The organism is Microbacterium sp. CH-015 (assembly GCF_049707015.1).
In the GTDB taxonomy this organism is placed as follows: domain Bacteria; phylum Actinomycetota; class Actinomycetes; order Actinomycetales; family Microbacteriaceae; genus Microbacterium; species Microbacterium aurum.
On the sequence record NZ_JBNAFJ010000006.1, the window covers coordinates 153,749 to 173,295 of the forward strand.

Genomic DNA, 19,547 nt, shown 5'->3' on the forward strand with positions numbered 1-19,547 from the left:
CGGTGCTCTTTCGCGCGACTCTCGCCGGTCTTGCATCGTCCTTGCACCCCTTCGTCGAGAAGGCGGACGGCCGACCCGTCCTAACCGAGAACGAGGTCAATGAGCGGGTGCAGATGGAGGCTTCCCAGCGCGATGGTCGCCTGTGTGGCGCCCTGGCGGAGGCTCGCCCCGATGTCAGCTCCGCTGAGAGAGGCGTGCAAGAACCCAGCCATGAACGCGTCGCCGGCGCCGTTCGTATCGACGACGACAGTGGGTTCCGCATGCACTTCGTACCGATCACCTGAGGCGTTCAAAGCGATGGCACCCTCCGCTCCGCGGGTGCAGACGGCCAGACGTGGCCCTCGTCGGAGACACGAGCTCATCAATTCCCACGGGTCATTCGTCCTATCGTCATTCATGAAGACGACGTCCGCGGCCGTGACGAAGGGGTCGTGGTAGGCGGAGACGCCATCGTAGTCGTGCAGGTCGACCCACACGTTCGCCCTCCAGTCGGCGCAGTCGCGACGCTCGAGGAGCGTCAAGCCCAGGTCGCTCAGATCGATGACTGCGACGTCGGCGCCGCGGAGCGCCGTCTCAACGGCGTGAAGAGTGCTTTGTCCGGCAGCGGACGGGGTGTCGACGTAGATCGATAGCCGCTCCCCATGGGGAGTCATCAGGTTTGTGTGTCTCTCGGTGCGGCTCGATGGGTGTGCGTGGAGCGTGACGCCAGCGGCGGCAAGGGCATCGCGGACGCGTCGACCATCCTGATCATCGGCGATCAGGGCATGCAGTTCGCTACCCTCTCGAAGCTGCGCAAGGTTCAGTGCTTTTCCGGCCGAGGTCCCCCCAACGGTGTGAACCGACCGATTTGCAAAGACCATGTGCGGCTCGGGTCGGGGCAGCTGGTCCAGTTCGATGAGGTGGTTCCAGGAGGCTGGACCTACGACGACTACGCGAGCCGCTGACGTACCTGATGAGTCGGGCATGGGTTCGTAGTCCGTTCGCGCTCGGTCCTTGAAAGCCTGTGACGAGAATACGGTGTGCGGCGCTGAGGCACGCCGCACACCGTCGGATATCTGAGGCTGGGGTCCTCAGATGGCTTCCCCATGGAGGGGATAGGGGAAGCGGCCTGCAGGGTCGTGCTTGCGACGCACCTCTCGGAGTCGCGCGGCCACGTCCGGCGCCCATGACGTCACCGGAGTCCCCGGGATGGGACGGTTGGCGCGACCGAAGAAGTTGATCTGCGTGGATAGCGATCTCCAGCCGCCCATCGTCGTGAAGACAGTGTCGATGACCTCGGGGATGACCGTGTGGAGAAGTTCCGGCACGGGAGCGCCGACGACGTGGAGACTGTACGCAGCTCCGCGTCCTCCAACAGCGTTGTCTGGGTCGGGGGTGCGAGCGAGCGCACCTCCGAGCAGTCGGACCTCCACGGCGGCGAGTGGGACGTCGGCGTTCGGTCCCGCGACTGCCAGCAACGCGTCTGCAGCGGCCGCCGTGAAACTGTGGAGGAGGATGCCGCCTTCCATGACGGGCATGGGGTCCACCGGGTCGGCATGGATGCGCCCGATCTCCTGATAGGGCATCATTCCCACCGCGTCGATGAGCGGCCGCGCCACCTCGCGCAGGGGCGCCATCAGTGCCTCGGCGTCATCAGCCGCCCCGACGTATCCGATGCGCACGGCGCAGACGAAGCGTCCCCGCAGCGGCTCGGGGAGCTCGGGAAGCGGCGGAAGCCGGAGCATGGCGACTGAGGTGGTCATCTCGTCCGGGAGGTTGTGGGACCATTCGGCGAAGGTGCGGAGGACGGCCGCGGCGTCCTCCGCGGCGTAATACAGCGCCCCGCCGTAGAGGGTCGACAGCGGGAAGAGGTCGATCTCGACCTCGACCACAACGCCGAAGCCCCCCTTGCCGCCGCGCAATGCCCAGAAGAGGTCTTGGTTGAACTCTGCATCGGCACGGACGAGCCCGCCGTCGGCTGTGACGACGTTGATGCACCGGACGTGGTCGGCGGCGAAGCCGAACGTCCGGGCAACGGGCCCGATGCCACCCCCGAGGAGATACCCGACGACGCCCACGTGCGGCGCGGATCCGCAGAGCGCCGCCAGCCCATGCGGAGCAGCCGCATCGAGGACGTCCGTCCACGTTGCGCCTGCACCGACGCGAGCAGTGCGCGCTGCCGAATCCACCTCGACGAACGCCAGCCCGTCGGTCGCGACGGCGATTCCTTCGGTGACGGCCGCCTGGGCTCCATGGCCCTTGCCCAGGACCTGCACAGGCAGACCGTGCCGGTTGGCGAGCGTCACGGTAGCCGTGACGTCGCTGGGCGACTGCGGCACCACGACTAGTTCAGGTGTGTGGGTGATGTCCCGGTTGAATCCCAGCAGCGCTGAGCTGTACTCGGGGTCGCTGGCTGCGTAAGCGTGCGAGACCCCTGCGGCGCGGAGCTCGACGACGAGCGAGACGTCCAGATTGGTCGACATGATTCCTCCAGTGAGATCGACGGATGACTATTTCTCTCTCGGTCACCTGTCGCCGACCTTGCACCGGTCCGCTCGCTACCTTGCGTCGCGTCACACGGAAACGCGTGGTAGCGCGCGGAGATACGCGGCGACCACCGCGTTCACGTCGAGTTGGAGATGCGGGGACGCGGCGTGGACGGTCCGTGAGAACGTCATCGCATCGGCAAGCAGCATGATGTCGCGTCCCTGCTGCGGAGTCGCGAGAAAGCCGAACCGCTTCAGCAGATCGGGAGCAGCGGCGAACGCACCCGCAAGAAGTGGAGACTCAGACGAGAGGATCCCGCTGAGCGGGTCTGCGGCGAGGTAATCCAGCATCAGCGCGTAACGAGCGCGCATGTCGTCCGGGCGCGACACCAACGCCGACACGAAGTCTGTCACCAGCCCTGCCAGCTGTTCGATGCGGCCTTCGGCGTCGTCGGCGGGCTCGGCCGCGGCGAGCGCGGCGAAGTAATCGTTCAGATCTGCGAGGCTGCGTTCGGCGAGTCGGTCCGCCACCATCTGCAGCAGGGCCAGCCGCGTGTTCGCGTAGTAGGACGTCGATCCTTGCGGAAAGCTCGCTTCTCGGTCGACGGCGCGGTGAGTGAGTCCGCGTAAGCCGCTCGTTGCGATGACTCGGATCGCTGCGTCTGCGAGAAGCTGCGGCCGATTCGGTGGCGAAGTCTCATTTCCTTGCACCCGCGACACTCTACAGGTGTATAGTCTGCTCCGAAGAGCCTCTACACCTGTAGTGAAATGGAGAGATCGATGCGTATCGCGATTATCGGAGCTGGAATCGGCGGACTGGCTACCGCAATCGGTCTGCAGCGTGCCGGCGCGGAGGTTGTCGTGTTCGAGCGCGCCGCCGAGCTCACCCCTGTCGGGTCCGGTCTCTCGGTGTTCCCGAACGGAATCGCCGCGTTGGACTCCCTCGGGCTCGGTTCCTCGTTCCGCGCTATCACCAGCGCGAACGCAGCGACACTCGAGGCGGGGCAGCGTCGTCCGGACGGACGCTGGCTGGCGCATCTGCCCCGGGAAGCCGTCAGCGGGCTTCGAGTGGTTCACCGGGCAGAGCTTCACGAGATCCTCGTTGCGGATCTGAGGCCCGGCACCCTGCGCCTCGGCACCGTGGCATCTGCTCCGCGTGACAGCGATTCGACGGACGTCGAGGTGACTGGGGTTGATGGAGAATCACGCATCGAAACGTTCGATCTGGTCGTCGCCGCAGACGGCATCAACAGCGCCGTTCGCCGCTCCTGGCCTGGCGACCCGGGGCTGCGGTACTCCGGGTACTCAAGTTGGCGTGGAGTGACGAGTCGCCCAGTCGACCTGTTGGGCGCCGCGGGCGAGACGTGGGGCCGGGGGCTCCGATTCGGCATGGCGCCGCTCCGAGACGGCCGCGTCTACTGGTTCGGCGTCGCGACGATGCCGGCGGATGCGAAGATCGACGACGAGTACGCACGCGTTCGCGAGCTCTTCGGCGAATGGCACGACCCGATTCCCGCTCTCCTGGATGCCACAGACCCCGCGGTCGTCTTCCGGCTCCCTATCAACGACCTCGCCGAACCGCTGCCCACGTTCCGTCGGGCCAATTGGGTGCTCCTCGGCGACTCCGCCCATGCGATGACACCCGATCTGGGCCAGGGAGCGAACCAGGCGATGGAAGATGCAGCGACCCTCGTCGTTCTCCTCTCCGGAATCGCGAGCCGCCCAGCTCCGGGTCAGGATCTCGATTTGGCGCTGGCCGAGTACGACCACCTTCGCCGGCAGCGCACCCAGCCCATCGCCAAGCGCGCCCGGATGCTCGGCGCCTTCGCCCATGTGCCGTCTCGCGCTGGAGTCCTGCTTCGCAACGCGGTCATGCGGCTGACTCCGGCAGACGCCATGGGCAAGCAGGCCGCCGCCGTGCAGACCTGGGTGCCCCCGACCGCCACCGGACGCGTGGCCCTTGCTGACGTGCGGTGACTGACATGGCAGGCACGGTCGCTGACCCGCTTGCGAAGGTCGAGGCTCCCGCGCTCCGTCTTCTCGGTGACATGCAGGTGAATTCCGCTGCCCTGCCACCAGTGCTCCCGCAACCGGGTCGCGTGGCGTCACTGCTCGCACTCCTTGCCCTGGAGCCAGGAAGAGTGGTGTCCGCGGAGCGCTTGATGGACCAACTATGGGAGGACGCGCCTCCGCAATCAGGAGTGGCAGCGCTGTACGTGTACGTATCGCGCCTGCGGCGACAGTTGGCTCCGCTCGACATATCCGTCACCACCCGCGCTCCCGGCTACGTTCTCGAAGTAGCCCCGGACGCGGTCGATATCGTCCTGTTCTCGAACGCCGTCGCCGCAGCCGAGTTGGCACTTGAGGAGCGGGATCTAGAGGAAGCCGAAACCCGTCTTCGTCACGCGCGCGTACTCTGGCGCGGTGACCCCTTCCAGGGAACATCGGCGTGCAGTGACCTTCTCCTCGAAGCGCAACGTCTACAGCGACTTCGAGACCGAATGTCGGAACTGGATGCGCGACTCCTGCTGGGGACCGGACAAGCCCGAGCCGCCGCTGACCTCGGCCGGACGCTGACGGAGCGCGACCCTCTCAACGAGGCACACTGGGCGTTGCGCATGGAAGCAGAGAGGGACTGCGGGAACATCGCGGTGGCCCTCGCGCTGTTCGAGGAGTTCCGTGAGATTCTCGCGGACTCCCTGGGCATCGACCCGGGTGCCCGGTTGAGACATCTGCATACCGATCTCCTCCAGAACGATCTCCGAACCGACCTTCAGGTGACGTCTGCGAGCGACACTTCGACGCCAGCGGGCCACGCCGGAATTGGCAGAGCGACGTACCTGGACGAGATCCGCTCGGCGGTCTCCGCCGCCGCCAACGGCCACGGGCGCCTGCTTGTGCTGGAAGGTCAACCGGGCGTCGGCAAGACGTACCTTGCTGAGCAGGCGGCGCGAATCGCCGAGGATGTCGGGCTGGTGACGGCATGGGCGCGGACTGTTGAGGGCACTGGAGCGCCGCCCCTGTGGCCCTGGCAGCGAATCCTTGCTGCGCTTCCTGGGGCGAGTGATCCGACAGGAGCCGGTGAGATCGCTCGCCTGCGGTCGCAGATCAGCCCATCCGATGACGCAGATGAAGCTCGCTTTCGCCTATCGGAAGCGCTCGCGGCAAAGGTTCTCACCGAGGTCACCCAACGGCCGGCGCTTCTCGTGTTCGATGACGTGCAATGGGCCGACGACCCTACCCTTCATGCCATCGGCGTGCTTGGCTCCGCCCTGCGATCCTCTGCCTGTGTAGTGATCCTGACTGTGCGCCAACCAGTCGCGCACCGGCCTGCCCTCGCATCGACACTCGCCGGTCTCCAACGGGAGACGACGACGCGACGGCTACCAGTGACTGAGTTCACTCTGGCCGAGATCGCCGAGGAGCTGACTCGCACGACCCAGCTGAGAACTGATGAAGTCACTGCTGCCGCCGAGCGGCTTCGTGAACGCACCGGTGGTAACGCCTTCTTCCTCACGGAACTCATGAAGGCAGCCGACGGCGTCACCCTGCCAGCCAGCATCGCAGACCTCATCCACGAACGCCTCGCTCCGCTGAGTCCTTCGTTGCGCGACCTCGTCGACACCGCCGCTGTCGCCGGCCTTCACATCGACATTCCGCTCCTGGCTGCAGCGCTGGGCGCTGGTCTCCCGGAGATCATGTCGGGAGCGGACGAGCTCTGCGCGGCGGGGTTGTGGAGACAAGAGCCTGATGGATTCATGTTCGCACACAGCCTCGCACGAGACTCGGTCCTCTCCGCGGTGTCTCGAGCGGGTATGTCGAGGGCACATCAACTGCTCGCAGACGCCCTGGAGCGGCGTCACTCTGCCGATCTCGAGCCGGTGCTTGAGGCAGTCGCCTACCATCGACACCGCGCAGCCGCGGGGATGAGCGACGAGAGGGCTTTTCTCGCTTGCACAACAGCGGCCGACCGAGCCGCTCGAAGCCTGGCCTTCGACCAGGCGGCGACCTTCCGAGAGAGAGCTCTGGGCTGCATCCCGACTGACGAGCTAGAGCCCCGAAGGCGGGCTGAGACACTCTTTGCCCTCACCGCGGAACGACGTGCAGCCGGCGATGTCGTGGGCGCCGCTTCTGCGCTTCGCCAAGCCATCAGAGCAGCCCAACAACTTCAGAATCGAGCCTTCACGGCGCAGGTGCTCGCGCTCCTGGGCGAGGCGACACTGTGGAACTGGCGGCAGTACGGCGAGGTCGACGTCGATGCCATCTTGCTCCTCGAAGATCTCCTGTCTGACGCGTCTCTGCCGGATCCTGAACGTTTCGACTTGTCCATCGCCCTGGCTATGGAGCTGTACTACGCCGAGGAACCGGATCGATCCCGCGCGAGGGCACTTACCGATGAGGCCGTTATCAAGGCAGCGCAGATGGGTGACCCTGCGCGCCGTTCGAAGGCATACAGTGCAGCGGTGATCTCCGTGTGGAGACCGGATAGTGAAACCGCGCGCCTGTCGATCCTTGACGAGTGGCTCGCCCCCTCCGCAGGTGGCGGCGCGATCCCCGGCGAGATCGTCGCGCGTCTTCACCGCGCCAGCGTTCATCTCGTTCTGGGCGAGATCGATGCGTGGAGCGAAGACATCGAACGCGCTGGAGAGCTACTCACTCGCGCGGGTCGCGCGGAGTTCAATGCACAGCACGCGGCTCAGATGGCGGGAGCAGCTCTACAAGCGGGAAGGCTCGGGGACGCAACGGAGCTGATGGCTCGAGCTGACGCGATTATGCGACGAACCAGCATGTGGGGAGGCGCGTGGGTCACGTGGACGCAGCGGCTCACCCTCGCACGAATCGAAAGTCGAGTCGCCGACATCGCCGACGACCTCCTCGCCGCAGCCTCGCCGGACGGGCAGCGTGCGCTTCGATGGGGAGCGGTGCTCGCCCTCGCGGAGGCTGGCCGCATCGACGAAGCTCGGGCGATGCAGGGGCGATGGAACCTGCGGACCATGCCGAAGTCCAGCACGTGGACCACAGACTTTGACGTCGCTCAAGCAGCAGAAATTGCTGTTCACTTGGGAACACCGCTGCTCACAGACGCCTATGAGGCGGTAGCGAGGTCATCTTCCCCGTTGTTGATGGCGGGCACGGGCGTTGCCATCCTCGGGCCGCGAGACGAGCTTCTTGCACGCATCGCCACGCGCCTCGGCCGTCGTTCCGCCGCAGCAGCGCATCAAGAACAGGCACGCCGCGTCACCGAGCACGTTCGCGCTGCCCTGGGCGTCGAGCCTGCGTGGCCTTTGAGAAGCGAATGAGCCGGTCGGAGTAACGACGACGCGATGGCCCGTGATGTCGGAACACCACGGGCCATCGTCGTGTCTGAGTGACGTCGAGAGCGTGGCCCTCGATGATTCAACCATCGAGGGCCACTGCGTTACTGCTCCGCTCGACGTCGCCCGAGCAGGAAGACTCCGAGCAGTACGGCGACGAGTCCCACGGCACCTCCGGCGCCAATACCCATCCCGGTTACAGCCAGCGCGGAGGGACCGTTCGCTCCTGCGTTCGGCGACTGTCCAGAACCGCGTCCACCGGGGTCCGTCGGGTCGGTGGGGTCCGTCGGGTCGGTGGGATCTGTGGGGTCCGTCGGATCGGCGGGATCCGTCGGGTCGGTGGGGTCGGTGGGATCCGTCGGGTCCGTGGGATCCGTTGGGTCGGTGGGATCCGTTGGGTCCGTGGGATCAGTCGGGACGGCGGGGGCTGTCCAGCGCAGGTAGTTCAGCTCGCGAATGCCGTCGCTGCCTGTAGCCACCCCGGCCCAGGGCGTGCGGAAGTGGACATCGCCCGGCACGAGAGTGTTCGAGTAGGAGGCGAAGACCACCTCCGATCCGTCCGCTGTCACCGACATGAGAGGCCGTCCGGGCCAGGGCGACATACCGACGTCGCAGCGACCGTTGTCGCATTCGCCGGCGAACACGGTTACCCCCGGATTCCCGTCTCGGTCGACATCGATCCGTTCCAGTTCCTCGGTGGCGACGTTCCAGCGGTACATTCCTGCGCCATCGCTTCCCTCGAAGAAGCCGAACATCACCACCTGCGAGCCGTCGCCGCTCAACAGCGCTTGGACGACCGGCGAGGATGCCGCCGTGTCGCGGGCTGTGTCTCCGCTGACCTCGGTGACCTTGCCGGTCTCGAGATTGACAAGGTACACGTCGTCCTTGAGGTCGGTGTCGCCCGCTTCCTCGCCTAGGTCGCCACGTCCGTGAATCAGCGCGAGCGTTCCATCGTCAGAAAGGTCAAGCAGATCGAACTCGATGGGGAGGATCTGACGTGAGTCGGCCTCGCCCGTCTGCCAGTCGTTCCAGAACAGCATGCCGTCAGCCACGGAGCTCGTACGCACGATTCGGGAGCCATCGCCGCTGACGCGAGGTGCCGACGAACCATTGACTTCGACCACCTGTCCGTCATCACCTTGTAGGTCTCGAACGTGGACCGCTGCGCCATCCTCGGTCGCCGCGACCACCCAGCGCCCATCAGTGCTGACCGTCGCTTGCGTCAGGTCGGCGTAGCCGCTGAGCTGCGAAGTGGCACCGGAGTCCAGGTGCAGCAGGGTCTGTCCGACGGACGCGAGCGGGTGGTCCGGGGACATGCGCACGTCGAAGTAGCGCAGGTCCACGGGTACCTCGTAACGCGTCACATCTCCGGTCGTGGTGTCTTCGATCTCGACCACGCCGACTTGCTGGCCCTGGCCCGGAACATCGAATGCATCTGTGCCGCGGAGCAGGTAGCGACCTCCGTCCGCCGACACTGATGGAGCGAAGCCGATCTCATCCGCGTAGGTCATGAACGGCGAAGCGGCGTGGTCTCGGAGGAAGTCGGTGCCACCGATGTCGCGGTGACCGGCGACCTCCACCTGGAGCTCGCGTTCGATTGCGACATCGAACCGATCCGTGACCCGGACGCGGGCTGTGTAGGTCCCCGGCTCGTCATAGCGGTAGAGGAGGAACTCATTACGTTCACCGGACGACACTGACGGCAACAGTGGACGATCCAGGCGCACGTCCCATTCGCCGTCCCCATCCGCGTCGAGTTCGTAGCGGACAATCGCCTGCTCGGAGTCGAACGCGAACACGTCGAAGCGGGTGTCGTACTCCGCCTCCGGTCGGTTCGGCGTGAGCAACCCATTGATGATGGGAGCGGTGTTGGCAGCGACGCGCACGTTCACTTCCAGCTCTGCGGGTTCATGGAATGCGTCGCCGGGGAAGTGGACCAGCATCTTGTGCACTCCTGGAGCCAGGGTGGTTCCGATGTCGACAGGCAACCCGTACAGGGCTCCGTCGCGGACCACCGCGCTCCTCGCGCCCTGCCACGTCACTTCGATGCCGGAATCATCAACGGCGCCGAGAACACCGGCGGGTCCGCGAAGGACCACGGGTAGCGTCACGAGGGAACCCTGGCCGACAGTCGGGTGCACCTCCACGGTGACGGTGGCACGTGTGACGTACACCGTGACCGTCGCGGGCTCCGAAGTGTGCTTCCCGTCCTCTGCGACGTAGGCGAAGGAGAGCTCTCCAACGAAATCCCGATCCGGGCGCACGAGCACTCGGTCATCCGCGATGGTGACGGCCGCGTCCGTCGGCTGCTCGATCACCCTGTATGTGAGGTCATCTCCGTTGGGGTCTGTGCCTCGCAGCCGCCCGGTCACAGCCGTCGCGTACGGAGTCTGCAGAGTGATGTCGGAGACGCGAGGCACGTCCCCTCCGGGACCGTCCGTTGTGGGCCCGACCCGCGACGCAGTCAGAGCGACGACTCGCGTGTTCCCGACTGCAGCCGTGACCTCGGACCCTGCGTACCCCGTGGCAAGCTCCGCCAGTTCAGCGGTATAGATGCGGTCGCCCGCAGCGTCGTCGCCTGCCGTACCATCGTCACGCAGCGGACTGCGGAATGTCGTCTGCTTCGCGTCCTCCGTCCGCGAAGACAGCGTCGTCGGCGCAGTTGTCGCGTTCGGCAGGACGAGTGCGGCGGTGAGCTCGGCGGGCGCCTCCTCGTCAGGTTGAGCGAGTTCAGCGGTCACCCGGACGGGAAGCCCGTCCACCCACACGGCGAACGACACGGTCCGCGCTTCTGCCGTGTGGAAGGAGATCGTCCAGTTACCAGTCGTCTCGCCGTGGATCTCGCCGCTGCGATCCGAGAGCACGCCGGTCTGTCCGGCGGGAACCTCGAAGGTACTTCCGTTCACATTTGAACGAAGAGTGGCAGTCACCTCGCCGGGCGCGGAGAGCGTCATCCCCACGGCAGAGGCTCCTCGCGGGACAGAGAAGGCCCATGTGCGTCCACCGGCCGGCACATCCATCGTCTGCAGGTCCAGAAGCTGTGGCGCCTGAGGCGGGTCGCCAAGGCCGGAGAGCCAGTCGGAGACTCCGTCTATGAACGAACGCACCGAATTTGCGATCCCATCCACAGGTGACGTCGACGGAACCGTCGTCAGGCGCGGGAGAAGGAAATCGGAGGTGATCTCGTCGTCACCGAGCATCTCTTCTAGACGCACCGCATAGGTGTATGCGTCGCTGTAGCCGCTCAGGACAGAGCTCGTGGTGCTGAAACCGTCGCCAGGCTCGTCGCTGAAGCACGTCGTGTCTTCGGCGTCTCCTGCCACGACAGATACGTATGCTCCGTGCGTACGGGTGACGCGCTCGTTGAACTTCGTCATCACGTCGGTGCGGTACTCCAGGTGGGCCTCGTCGAGGAAGAGGTCAGCGCAGGCCGCTCCGGCGCTCGGGGTTCCGAGGAGAATCAGGCGCTCCACGGTCCGCGCATCCTCGGACATGTACTGGTCGAGGAACAGGCGGGCGGGGATGCCGCCCGTGGAGTGGGCGATGATGTCGACCCTCTCGGCGTTGGTGAGTGCCCTGACCTCGTTCACTGTGGCAGCGATGTGCTCGGCAGCAGCCTCGACGTATCCTTCGGGTCCAGCGACGACGTCGGTTGCGGCAGTCTCGATGTGCCAGTCCTCGCGTTGAACGGCCAATTGTTCGGCGAGGGCGGTGAACCCGTCTGCCGTGCCCCACCCTCCGACGGTGATGACGGGGCGTGGCTCGACGGTTATTTCTCCGGTGAGCGCCTGAACGGGGCCGTCGTCCGCGACCAGTGCAATACGAATACTTGCGGGCGCGCTCGGGGATCCCTCGTTCCAGGAGAGACCGGTCGTGTCCCACTCCCACGTCTCGTCGCGGCGTTCCCCGGGGCGGAGACTGAACGGTTCGCTTTCGTGCCGCAGTTCGCCGTTGATGAAGAACTGAGCCCGGAGCCCCTCGGCGGAATCGCGATCCGAGGCGTCGTTGTTCGCAGCGGTTGCGGTCAGCCGCACTGTGCTGCCGTCGATGGTGCGGTCCACGACCAGCACTCGGTCCTCGGGAGTCGCATCGACGCGTTGCTCGTCCATACGGCCGCCCAATTCGAGGCGTGGCGGCTGCGGTGCCTGACCGTACGGATAGAGCAGAACGTGGGTGTAGTCGTCGAGGTCCAAAGCGCCCAGTGACGCGACGATGACTCGGTCATCGGTGATGCCTGAACTGCTCGTATAGGAACCCCACCCCGAGTCTTCGAGGTCGCCGACGTGATCGAGCAGAGAGTAGACGCCCTCTCGCCACACCCAACCGCGGTCGAGATGCTGAGGACCCACGGCGACATCCCCGACGACGTCGCCTCGGAGGTTCACACCCGAAGGAACGCCATCACCGAGGAGGACGCCTTCGCTCGTGCTCGTCCAGGACCACGCTCGCTTCGTGCCATCAGCCGCTGCGGTCGAACCGACCACACGACCATCCTCGCTAAGAGCGGTCGCGACGACGTCAATGCCGGCGAATGAAATGGGGAGGGTGATCGCGATGGGGTCCCCGGCGGCCGGGTGGAACCAGCTGCGCGCGCCGTTGACGTAAATGAGGTCGCCTCGTGCGTTCACATCAGCCACGAGCCCCGGCGCATCGAACACGAGCGGCTTCTCGCCCGGGCTGGGCCAGACGATGTTCTGAGCGGGGCCGCCTTCTTGCGGCGTCAGGTGACCGAAGACGCGACCACTGTCGTCGACCCCGACGATGTCGATATCCCCGCCCGCAAGCAGGGGCATCGACTCCCAAAGTGTGCCGGTATCGCTCCAGCACCACAAGAGATTCCCGTGATCATCGCGACACGACCCGATGAGAAGGTCATCAGTGACGCCCGAGATGGACTCGGCACCCGTGAGCTCTGTCTGCCGCCCGGTCTGAAGCGAGACTCGATAGGCCTGGCCCTGAACGGTGACGTAGGCATCTTCATTGGTGAGCACTCCTACTCGGGCCCGGCCGATGCCGGGGAGCATGCGCGTCACCCAGTCAGGCATCTGCTCGTTCTCGAGAATCGTGACGGACGCCTCTGCATTGCCCAGAGTCAGTCCGGCGGTTCCGGTGAGACGCACGAGGAAATCGAGGTCGCCACCTTTGAGCTCGTCGTCGAGGATCTCGACTTCAATGAAGTTTTCGGTCTCGCCGGGTTCGAAGGTGACGACACCGTCGCCGGCAACGAAGTCTTGGCCCGCAAGGGCCGTGCCGTTTACCGTCTCCCATCCGACTTCAGCGGGTTCGTTCGGCGCCCCGGTGAGGGTGACGGGGATGCGCACGGAACCGTCGTTCTCGCCGACGACTGCCGTCTTCGGGAGGTCAGCGCACAGCCGCAGCAGCACCTTCACCGCATCGGGGTGGTGCTCGATCTGGGAGCATCCGTCCAGCGGTGCGTACTCGCCGCTGACGGAGCTGGCTCGGACGATGTCGTATTCTCCGGGGACGGCGGCGTCAGTGTCCGTGCGAAGGTCGAGAAGGCCTGCGAGTTCGGCGGTGCCCGTGATGTTCAAGGCGTCCTGGTGGAGCTGGCCGAGGCGGATGCGCAATGAAGCGTCGGCGAACTGTCGGTAGTTTCCGTCGATGGTGAGCGTGTCGTACGCGTCGTTGGTCCCGGGTTCGACGGTCCCTTGGTTTTCAACGGTTCCGAAGACAGCGCCAGAGCCGCTGAGTGCTGCTCCGGCGGCGATGGCGACGACTCCGGAGTTGGCGTCGATTCCGGCGCGCTCGGCGACCTGTGCGCGTCCGGCGAGCAGGTCGATTCGCGAGGCAATGACGTCAGCGCTGTCCCGCACGTCGAGGATGCTGCTGGTGGTCAGCTCTCTCGCCAGCAGTTGGGCATCGTCGTGGAGGATTACGTCGCCCGCGAGCGCGGCTGTCGTTGCCGACGTCCAGCCCGAGAGATCCACTCGGCCTCCGGCGTCGACATCGAATCGGCCGGCTGTCTCGATCTTCGTGTCGGCGCTTGCGTTGAGGACTCCGGCGACGATGATGCGTGTCTCTTCCGCTCCCGAAAGCGCTCCGTTGAGAGTGGAGGCGCCGTCGAGACGGAGAGTGGCACCGTTCGCAATGCTCAGCATCGAGTCTGGTGCGAGCTCGAGTGCGGCATCAACGTCGAGGGTTGCTGCGTCGATGGTCACGATGCTGTCGAGCGCGAGGCGACCGCCGCCCCGAATGGTGACTGTGGCTCCTCCGTCCAGCACGCCGCCGGAAAGGTTGAGGCGTGCGTCGTCGACGAGTGTGATGTCGGGCTGCGTGCCTGCCAGGACGAGGACGTTAGCCGCGTCGAGCACCTTGCCTGCGGCGAGGGTGGAAGAACCACTGTCCAGGCGCAGACGCTGCGTCGCCAGGTTTGTTGCTACTTCACCGCCGCCCCAGGTGAACTGGTCGGTCACGGTCAAGTTTTCTGGACCAGCGATGACTCCGCCGATGAGTTCGGCACGGTCGGCGGTGACGGGGACGTTCAGCGTCATGGTCCCGTCGCTCACGAAATAATCTAGTTCGGCACTGCCCTCCGACTCGATCACGACCTCGCCACCGACGAGAAGTGTGCCGAGGTCGATGTCGCCGAGCATCAGGATGCGCGATCCCTCGAGAGCTTCCAGTTCGCCCTCCCCGGTGAGCGAGCTCGGCTGTCCCCATCCGGTCCGCGTGTTGACGCCGACGTAGTTGTCCACGTCGATGGTCCACTCGCCCCAGAGCGTCGCACCGCCGAAGAGTTCAAGGTGGCTCTTGCTGCCGCCGACGTTCGTCTTCGACTCGGGTTCGGTGATGAGGAAGCTGGTGATGCTCAGCCAGGACGAATGCACCTGGAAGTTCTCCTCGACGACGATGGTGCCGCCGTAGATGGCGGCGTCTGTGGTGTTGGCGGACTCCAAGGCCTGGACGGTGAGGGCGGTCCCCTCGCCGATCCCGAGCCGAGGCGCTGTGCCGTGTCCTGAGCGGTCGGCGAAGTAGAGCTCCTGGATACTCGACTGCTCTCGCACCACCAGGGAGCCTTCGATGACAACGGCGGCGTCTGCAATCAGGCGGCCGACATCCGCTGAGTATCCGGTCGGCACGACGATCTCGCTATCCGTCGCGCACGCGACCTGCGAGCTGGTGGGAACGGCGGATGGGCTCCAGTTCCCAGGGATATCCCATCGCCCGCCCCAACCGCCAACCCACGTCACGTCGCAGAGCGGAGGTTCTTCCTCGGCGAAGGCTTCAGCAGCCGTCGGTGCCGGCTCCGGATGCTGGGCGAGTTCGTCCTGCAGCTCGTTCACCCACTCGGGCGCGGGTGGAGTCTCTGCGGTGCTCTCCGAAAGCGTCTCTGCGGGGTAGGCCGGAGGCGCGGCGAAGCCCCCAACGAGGGCGACGGTGAGGAGCGCGGCGGACGCCGCTCGGAGGGGGAAGGCGCGTCGGATGTTCATTCAGGTCTCGTGTCAGAGGGCTTGTGCGGAGGGGTAGAGAGACGGGAGGAGATGCTCGAAGAGCCCGACCTCCTCGACGTTGTGGCGGATCCAGGCGTGTTCCATCCCGGGTGTGAATACGCGAGAGCGGAGATAGGTGTTGATCGGAAGCGCCCAGGCCGAGCGGGCACCGACATCCATTACCGATGTGTAGTGGGTGGCGGTTTCCGCCCGCGACCACGTGTGCTCGAGCTGGAAGAACACGACGCCCGCGATGCGGAGAACGAGTCGTATTCCGGTACGGTCGAGCTTTTCCACTCGGTCAACCGAGTCGATGTAGAAGCGCTCGTCACGTCCCATCGCCTCGACGATGCGGAAGCGTGCGCCTTCACCGGCGCCGCCTCCCGGCGCCGAGCGCTTCAGCTCCCAGTGAATGTGGTCGAGAGGATGCCACGCACGGTAGCGCGGAACAGCTTCGCCCGCATAGGACATGTGCTCACCAATGTGAGAGAACCATTGGAGGAGCATTTCGGGGGTCACGCCCTGCAGCGGCTCGTGGTCAATGGTGATTCGCAGTCGTCGGTGCGGGAACTCCTGGACCGAGGTGCGCCCTTCCGGAACGGCGCGCAGGGGAAACACCACGGGTAGCGGCTGCGGGAGCGGAAGCCTGTGCATGAGGATGCCCTTCGAATTTGTTCTGGCGCTTTCAATGCCATGTTGCGGAGATGGCCTTGCACGGGTCTTTCGCGACGTTGAACCGACGAAAGACCCGGGTGGGGGCGCCGCCTACGCTGTCCGCGAGCGGCGATACCAGTTCGCGGTGATGCGGACGGACTCCGCGTAGGGTGTCGGGTTCGCTTCGAAGCGCGTGGTGAAGTCGGAGGCGTCGATGACGAACGGCTGCTCGAACTGGTAGATCATCTCGGCACCTTCGCGTGCGAGCGGCCACACCAGGCCGAGCGCCTTGCCGGTTCGGCTAGAGATTCGGGAGAAGCGAACCGGGCGGTCTTTCTCGGGAATGGCGAGCTGAACGAGTTCGCGTGCTGTGGTCGGCGCGGGCGTGGGGATCATCCAGACTCGACCGGTGGAGTCGTCGGCCTCGGCGAGGGCGATCAATCCACGTGCGAAGTCGTCGATGAACATCGGAGTGATGGGGAGATCAGGGTTGCCGATGTAGATCGGTCGCTTACCTCGCGCGGCTGCGCCGATGAAAGATGCGTTCAGGAGTGAACCGACGTGGGGTCCAAAGAGTTCCGGCGCTCGCCCGATTGTGACCTCCGCGTCACCGCGGTGATGCGCGGTCAGCAACATCTCTCCGAGCCATGCGCGAAGCACTCCCTTGTGGCTCACAGGACTTTCTGCAGTCCGCTCAGACATCGGCCCGTCGACCTTGCCATACATCCAGGTGTCGTCGGCGAACACCACGCGTGCGCCCACGGCGCCAGCGGCTTCAATGATCGCTCTTGTGATGCGCGGGAACTGCCCCTGCCAGTTCTCGAACGTCGGCATGACACAGTGGTAGACGACGGATGCGCCTTCGACAGCTTTTCGGAGGCTGGCAGCGTCGAGCGCATCGGCAGCCACCGAGGCCACGCCAGCAGGGAGGTCGGTTTGGACCCGGCGGCTCACCGCTCGCACCTCGGTGCCTCGGGCATTGAGCTCTCGGACGATGACGCGTCCGGTCGCCCCGGTCGCGCCGATGACGGCATGAATGTTGTTCGACATGAAAACCTCTCTCAGAGCGCTGATGGCTGACGGGAGAAAACTCTTCGCCTCTGCGCTTGCAGGAGTCTTTCTCTGCGCTTGCCCAAGCCCAGCGCAGGCAAGGGATACGCTCACGAAGCCCTCGAGTCCTGGGCCGGTAGCGGCAGCTGCGGTGAGCAGCCTCGGGAGTGGGCACGCCAGCGCTCACCCGAGGGATGCGCTGCCAGCAGAGAGGTCGATCCGATACCTACGAAGCGCGGGATGTCCATGGATGGACTGGTCGCTCACATCCTGAAGCACGCCGCCAGCCTGTTCGATGGTGCGGTAGGAGCCGACGTTGTCGTCGTCACACATCACCATCACCTGATCTAGCCCGAGCTCGCATGCGCGCTCGAGCCCGTGACGGAGAGCCAAGGTCGCGAATCCTTGACGGCGACGAGAACGTAGCACGGAGTATCCGATGTGCCCGCCGGCTTCCCTGAGCCAGTCATTCAACCCATGCCTGACCGACAAAAACGCGACAACCTCTCCGTCGAGGGTGAGCCAGAACAGGTCGTTATGTACCGTGTCTCCGGGTAGCTCAGCGGTGACGTCGGCCAAGAGAGCCGCTTTCTTGATGAGGTCGTCGAAGGTGGCTCGGTTCGGAGTCGCCGGCGAATGCAGACCTGCCCCGTTGATATGTGCGCTACCGAACTCAGCGACCGCTGCAGAGACATCGTCGACCTGACCAACGGTCTCACCAACGAGGACGTCGCAGCTCGCGGACTGACGCGGCACGCACGCGCGCGCCGGGGCGCGCGCGTGCGTCAGCCCGCGGTCAGGTGCTCGATGAGGATCTGCGTGCCGATGCCGATCAGCACGAGCCCGCCGAGGAGCTCCGCCGGGCGGCGGAAGCGCGTGCCGATCCGGTAGCCCACGAACACCGCCACGAACGACAGGGCGAAGGTCACGAGGCCGATGGCCGCCACGGCGACGCCGACGTTGACGTCGAGGAACGCGAACGAGACGCCCACCGCGAGCGCGTCGATGCTCGTCGCGACCGCGAGCAGCACGACCTCGCGCACCGTGAACGCCTCGGTGTCGTGTACGTGCTCCGGATGCTGCGCGTCCGCCGGCGCGTCGGGGGTCAGCGCCTCCCACAGCATCTTGCCGCCGACGAGGGCGAGCAGGCCGAACGAGATCCAGTGGTCGAACGGCGCGATCGCCTCCGCGAACGCCGACCCGAGCAGCCAGCCGAGGAGCGGCATGACCGCCTGCGCCAGGCCGAACGCCGCGCCGAAGACGAGCGCCGTGCGCAGCACGTGCGCGCGCAGCTGCAAGCCCTTGCCGAGGGCGACCGCGAACGCGTCGGCGGACACGCCGAGGGCGAGCAGGACGAGGGTCCAGGGGGTCATCGGCGCTCCGAAACCGTCAGAGGAATCGGCGCCGGCGCCGGGGGACTCCTCTACTTTCGCGGCGGGACCACGCTGCATTCAAGCCGAGCGCGCGATTGTCAGCATTTCGGGTCTCCGAAGCGGAGTGGTGCCTGGTCTGGTGTCCGTGCGGTTATACCGGTTATACTTTCGCCATGAAGACGGCGATCTCGCTTCCTGACGACGACTTCGTGCGTTTTGACCGCGTCGCGGCGCGAAACGGGATGACACGCTCGGAGTTTTACCGCCGTGCCGGGAGGAAGCTCGCAGATGAACTCGAGGGGTCCAGCAACCTGACAGCGATCGCCGACGCGGCGATCGCCCGTGCGGGCCAGCCCACGGAGGAGCTGGTGGTCAGCCAGACGCGGCGACTTCTTGGGCAGGGCGACCGATGGTGATGTCGCGGGGCGACGTCGTCTGGCTGGACTTCGGTGTTCCGCGGGGATCAGAACCGGCCAAGGTGCGGCCGGCGATCGTCCTGCAGGACGATTGGTTGCTCGCGACGTCGATCAATACGGTGCTCGTGGTCCCGTTGACCTCGAACCTGGCGCAAGAAGCGTTCCCCGGCAATGTCGTGGTTCCGGCGGCGGCGTCGGCGCTCGATCGCGACTCCGTTGCTCTCGTGACTCAGATCGGTCCGGTCAGTCGGGAGTTTCTCGACCCCGCGCCCGCCGGTCGATTGCCGGGATACCTGCTGAAGTCGGTGGAGGACGGCGTGCGTTTGGCCACCGGGCTGTGACTCATCTCGGGGTCAGGTCGGCTCCGGATCGTCCTGCCGCGTCCAGGCGATCCCGATGAGCCGCCGGAGCACCTCCTCATCGATGTCCGTGAGCTTCTTGACGTAGACGCACCCTGCGCCCTCGGTGTAGCGACCGAGCTCGGGCAGCAGTTCCGCGCCCTCGGGCACGTCCTTCAGCCCGTACAGCGACAGCTGCGCCTTCCGCGGCGAGAAACCCGTCTTCGGCCAGTCGCCCCGTCGGCGCGGGTCGGAGGGGGAGATGTAGCGGTAACTGCCGTACCCCACGATCGACGGGCCCCACATCACCGGAGCGGCACCGGTCGCCTCGCGAAAGATCTCGGCAAGCCGAATGCCGTCGTCCCGTCGCACCGCGGGTGTCACCGCGTGAAGGAACGCGTCCACATCGGCATCCGTCGGCACGGTCTTCGGCTCGCTCATGCGCCCCATTATCGTCAGGGCGTCAGATATCTCGGCGATTTGAG

General features: G+C 65.8%; 13 protein-coding genes. 4 read left to right on the top strand and 9 right to left on the bottom strand.

All coding sequences use genetic code 11. From position 1 onward, the window contains the following. Nucleotides 1–80: 80 nt before the first annotated feature. The 3 genes from ACPYN4_RS10800 to ACPYN4_RS10810 form a co-directional block, all read right to left on the bottom strand. Nucleotides 81–965, bottom strand: coding sequence for a carbohydrate kinase family protein (locus tag ACPYN4_RS10800; RefSeq protein ID WP_424446341.1), 885 nt, complete (start codon nucleotides 963–965; stop codon nucleotides 81–83). 105 nt (nucleotides 966–1,070) lie between these two features. Further along, nucleotides 1,071–2,462 carry an FAD-binding oxidoreductase gene (locus tag ACPYN4_RS10805; RefSeq protein WP_424446342.1) on the bottom strand — a complete coding sequence of 464 codons (1,392 nt, stop codon included), beginning with the start codon at nucleotides 2,460–2,462 and terminating at the stop codon, nucleotides 1,071–1,073. A gap of 90 nt (nucleotides 2,463–2,552) precedes the next feature. Beyond that, the gene (locus ACPYN4_RS10810; protein ID WP_424446343.1) at nucleotides 2,553–3,176 is read right to left on the bottom strand and encodes a TetR/AcrR family transcriptional regulator; all 624 of its coding nucleotides are present in this window, start codon (nucleotides 3,174–3,176) and stop codon (nucleotides 2,553–2,555) included. A gap of 69 nt (nucleotides 3,177–3,245) precedes the next feature. Here ACPYN4_RS10810 and ACPYN4_RS10815 point away from each other — a divergent pair, with 69 nt between their 5' ends. After that, nucleotides 3,246–4,442, top strand: coding sequence for an FAD-dependent monooxygenase (locus ACPYN4_RS10815; protein WP_424446344.1), 1,197 nt, complete (start codon nucleotides 3,246–3,248; stop codon nucleotides 4,440–4,442). 5 nt (nucleotides 4,443–4,447) lie between these two features. Beyond that, nucleotides 4,448–7,765 (top strand): BTAD domain-containing putative transcriptional regulator, encoded by a 3,318-nt coding sequence (locus ACPYN4_RS10820; RefSeq protein WP_424446345.1) that lies wholly within the window; start codon nucleotides 4,448–4,450, stop codon nucleotides 7,763–7,765. A 119-nt stretch (nucleotides 7,766–7,884) separates the two neighbouring features. Here ACPYN4_RS10820 and ACPYN4_RS10825 read toward each other — a convergent pair whose 3' ends face one another. From ACPYN4_RS10825 to ACPYN4_RS10845, 5 genes are all read right to left on the bottom strand, one after another. After that, on the bottom strand, nucleotides 7,885–15,084 hold the full coding sequence (locus ACPYN4_RS10825; RefSeq protein WP_424446346.1) for a Calx-beta domain-containing protein: 7,200 nt from the start codon (nucleotides 15,082–15,084) through the stop codon (nucleotides 7,885–7,887). 159 nt (nucleotides 15,085–15,243) lie between these two features. Next, nucleotides 15,244–15,852: a hypothetical protein gene (locus ACPYN4_RS10830; protein ID WP_424446347.1), complete on the bottom strand. Its 609-nt coding sequence runs from the start codon at nucleotides 15,850–15,852 to the stop codon at nucleotides 15,244–15,246. Between the two features lie 144 nt (nucleotides 15,853–15,996). Continuing rightward, nucleotides 15,997–16,935: an NAD-dependent epimerase/dehydratase family protein gene (locus ACPYN4_RS10835; protein ID WP_424446348.1), complete on the bottom strand. Its 939-nt coding sequence runs from the start codon at nucleotides 16,933–16,935 to the stop codon at nucleotides 15,997–15,999. Between the two features lie 183 nt (nucleotides 16,936–17,118). Then, entirely contained in the window at nucleotides 17,119–17,514 is a 396-nt protein-coding gene (locus tag ACPYN4_RS10840; protein ID WP_424446349.1) for a GNAT family N-acetyltransferase, read from the bottom strand. 206 nt (nucleotides 17,515–17,720) lie between these two features. Continuing rightward, nucleotides 17,721–18,308: a manganese efflux pump MntP family protein gene (locus ACPYN4_RS10845; protein ID WP_424446350.1), complete on the bottom strand. Its 588-nt coding sequence runs from the start codon at nucleotides 18,306–18,308 to the stop codon at nucleotides 17,721–17,723. Between the two features lie 173 nt (nucleotides 18,309–18,481). Between ACPYN4_RS10845 and ACPYN4_RS10850 the strand changes: the two genes are divergently transcribed. Both ACPYN4_RS10850 and ACPYN4_RS10855 read left to right on the top strand, forming a co-directional pair. Then, nucleotides 18,482–18,724 carry a CopG family transcriptional regulator gene (locus ACPYN4_RS10850; RefSeq protein ID WP_424446351.1) on the top strand — a complete coding sequence of 81 codons (243 nt, stop codon included), beginning with the start codon at nucleotides 18,482–18,484 and terminating at the stop codon, nucleotides 18,722–18,724. Beyond that, complete coding sequence (locus ACPYN4_RS10855; protein ID WP_424446352.1) at nucleotides 18,724–19,065, top strand: type II toxin-antitoxin system PemK/MazF family toxin; 342 nt, start codon at nucleotides 18,724–18,726, stop codon at nucleotides 19,063–19,065. Before ACPYN4_RS10850 ends, ACPYN4_RS10855 begins: the two co-directional genes overlap by 1 nt. A 12-nt stretch (nucleotides 19,066–19,077) precedes the next feature. Here ACPYN4_RS10855 and ACPYN4_RS10860 read toward each other — a convergent pair whose 3' ends face one another. Beyond that, nucleotides 19,078–19,503, bottom strand: a complete 426-nt coding sequence (locus ACPYN4_RS10860) for a DUF1801 domain-containing protein (RefSeq protein ID WP_424446353.1) — start codon at nucleotides 19,501–19,503, stop codon at nucleotides 19,078–19,080. Between the last annotated feature and the right edge of the window lie 44 nt (nucleotides 19,504–19,547).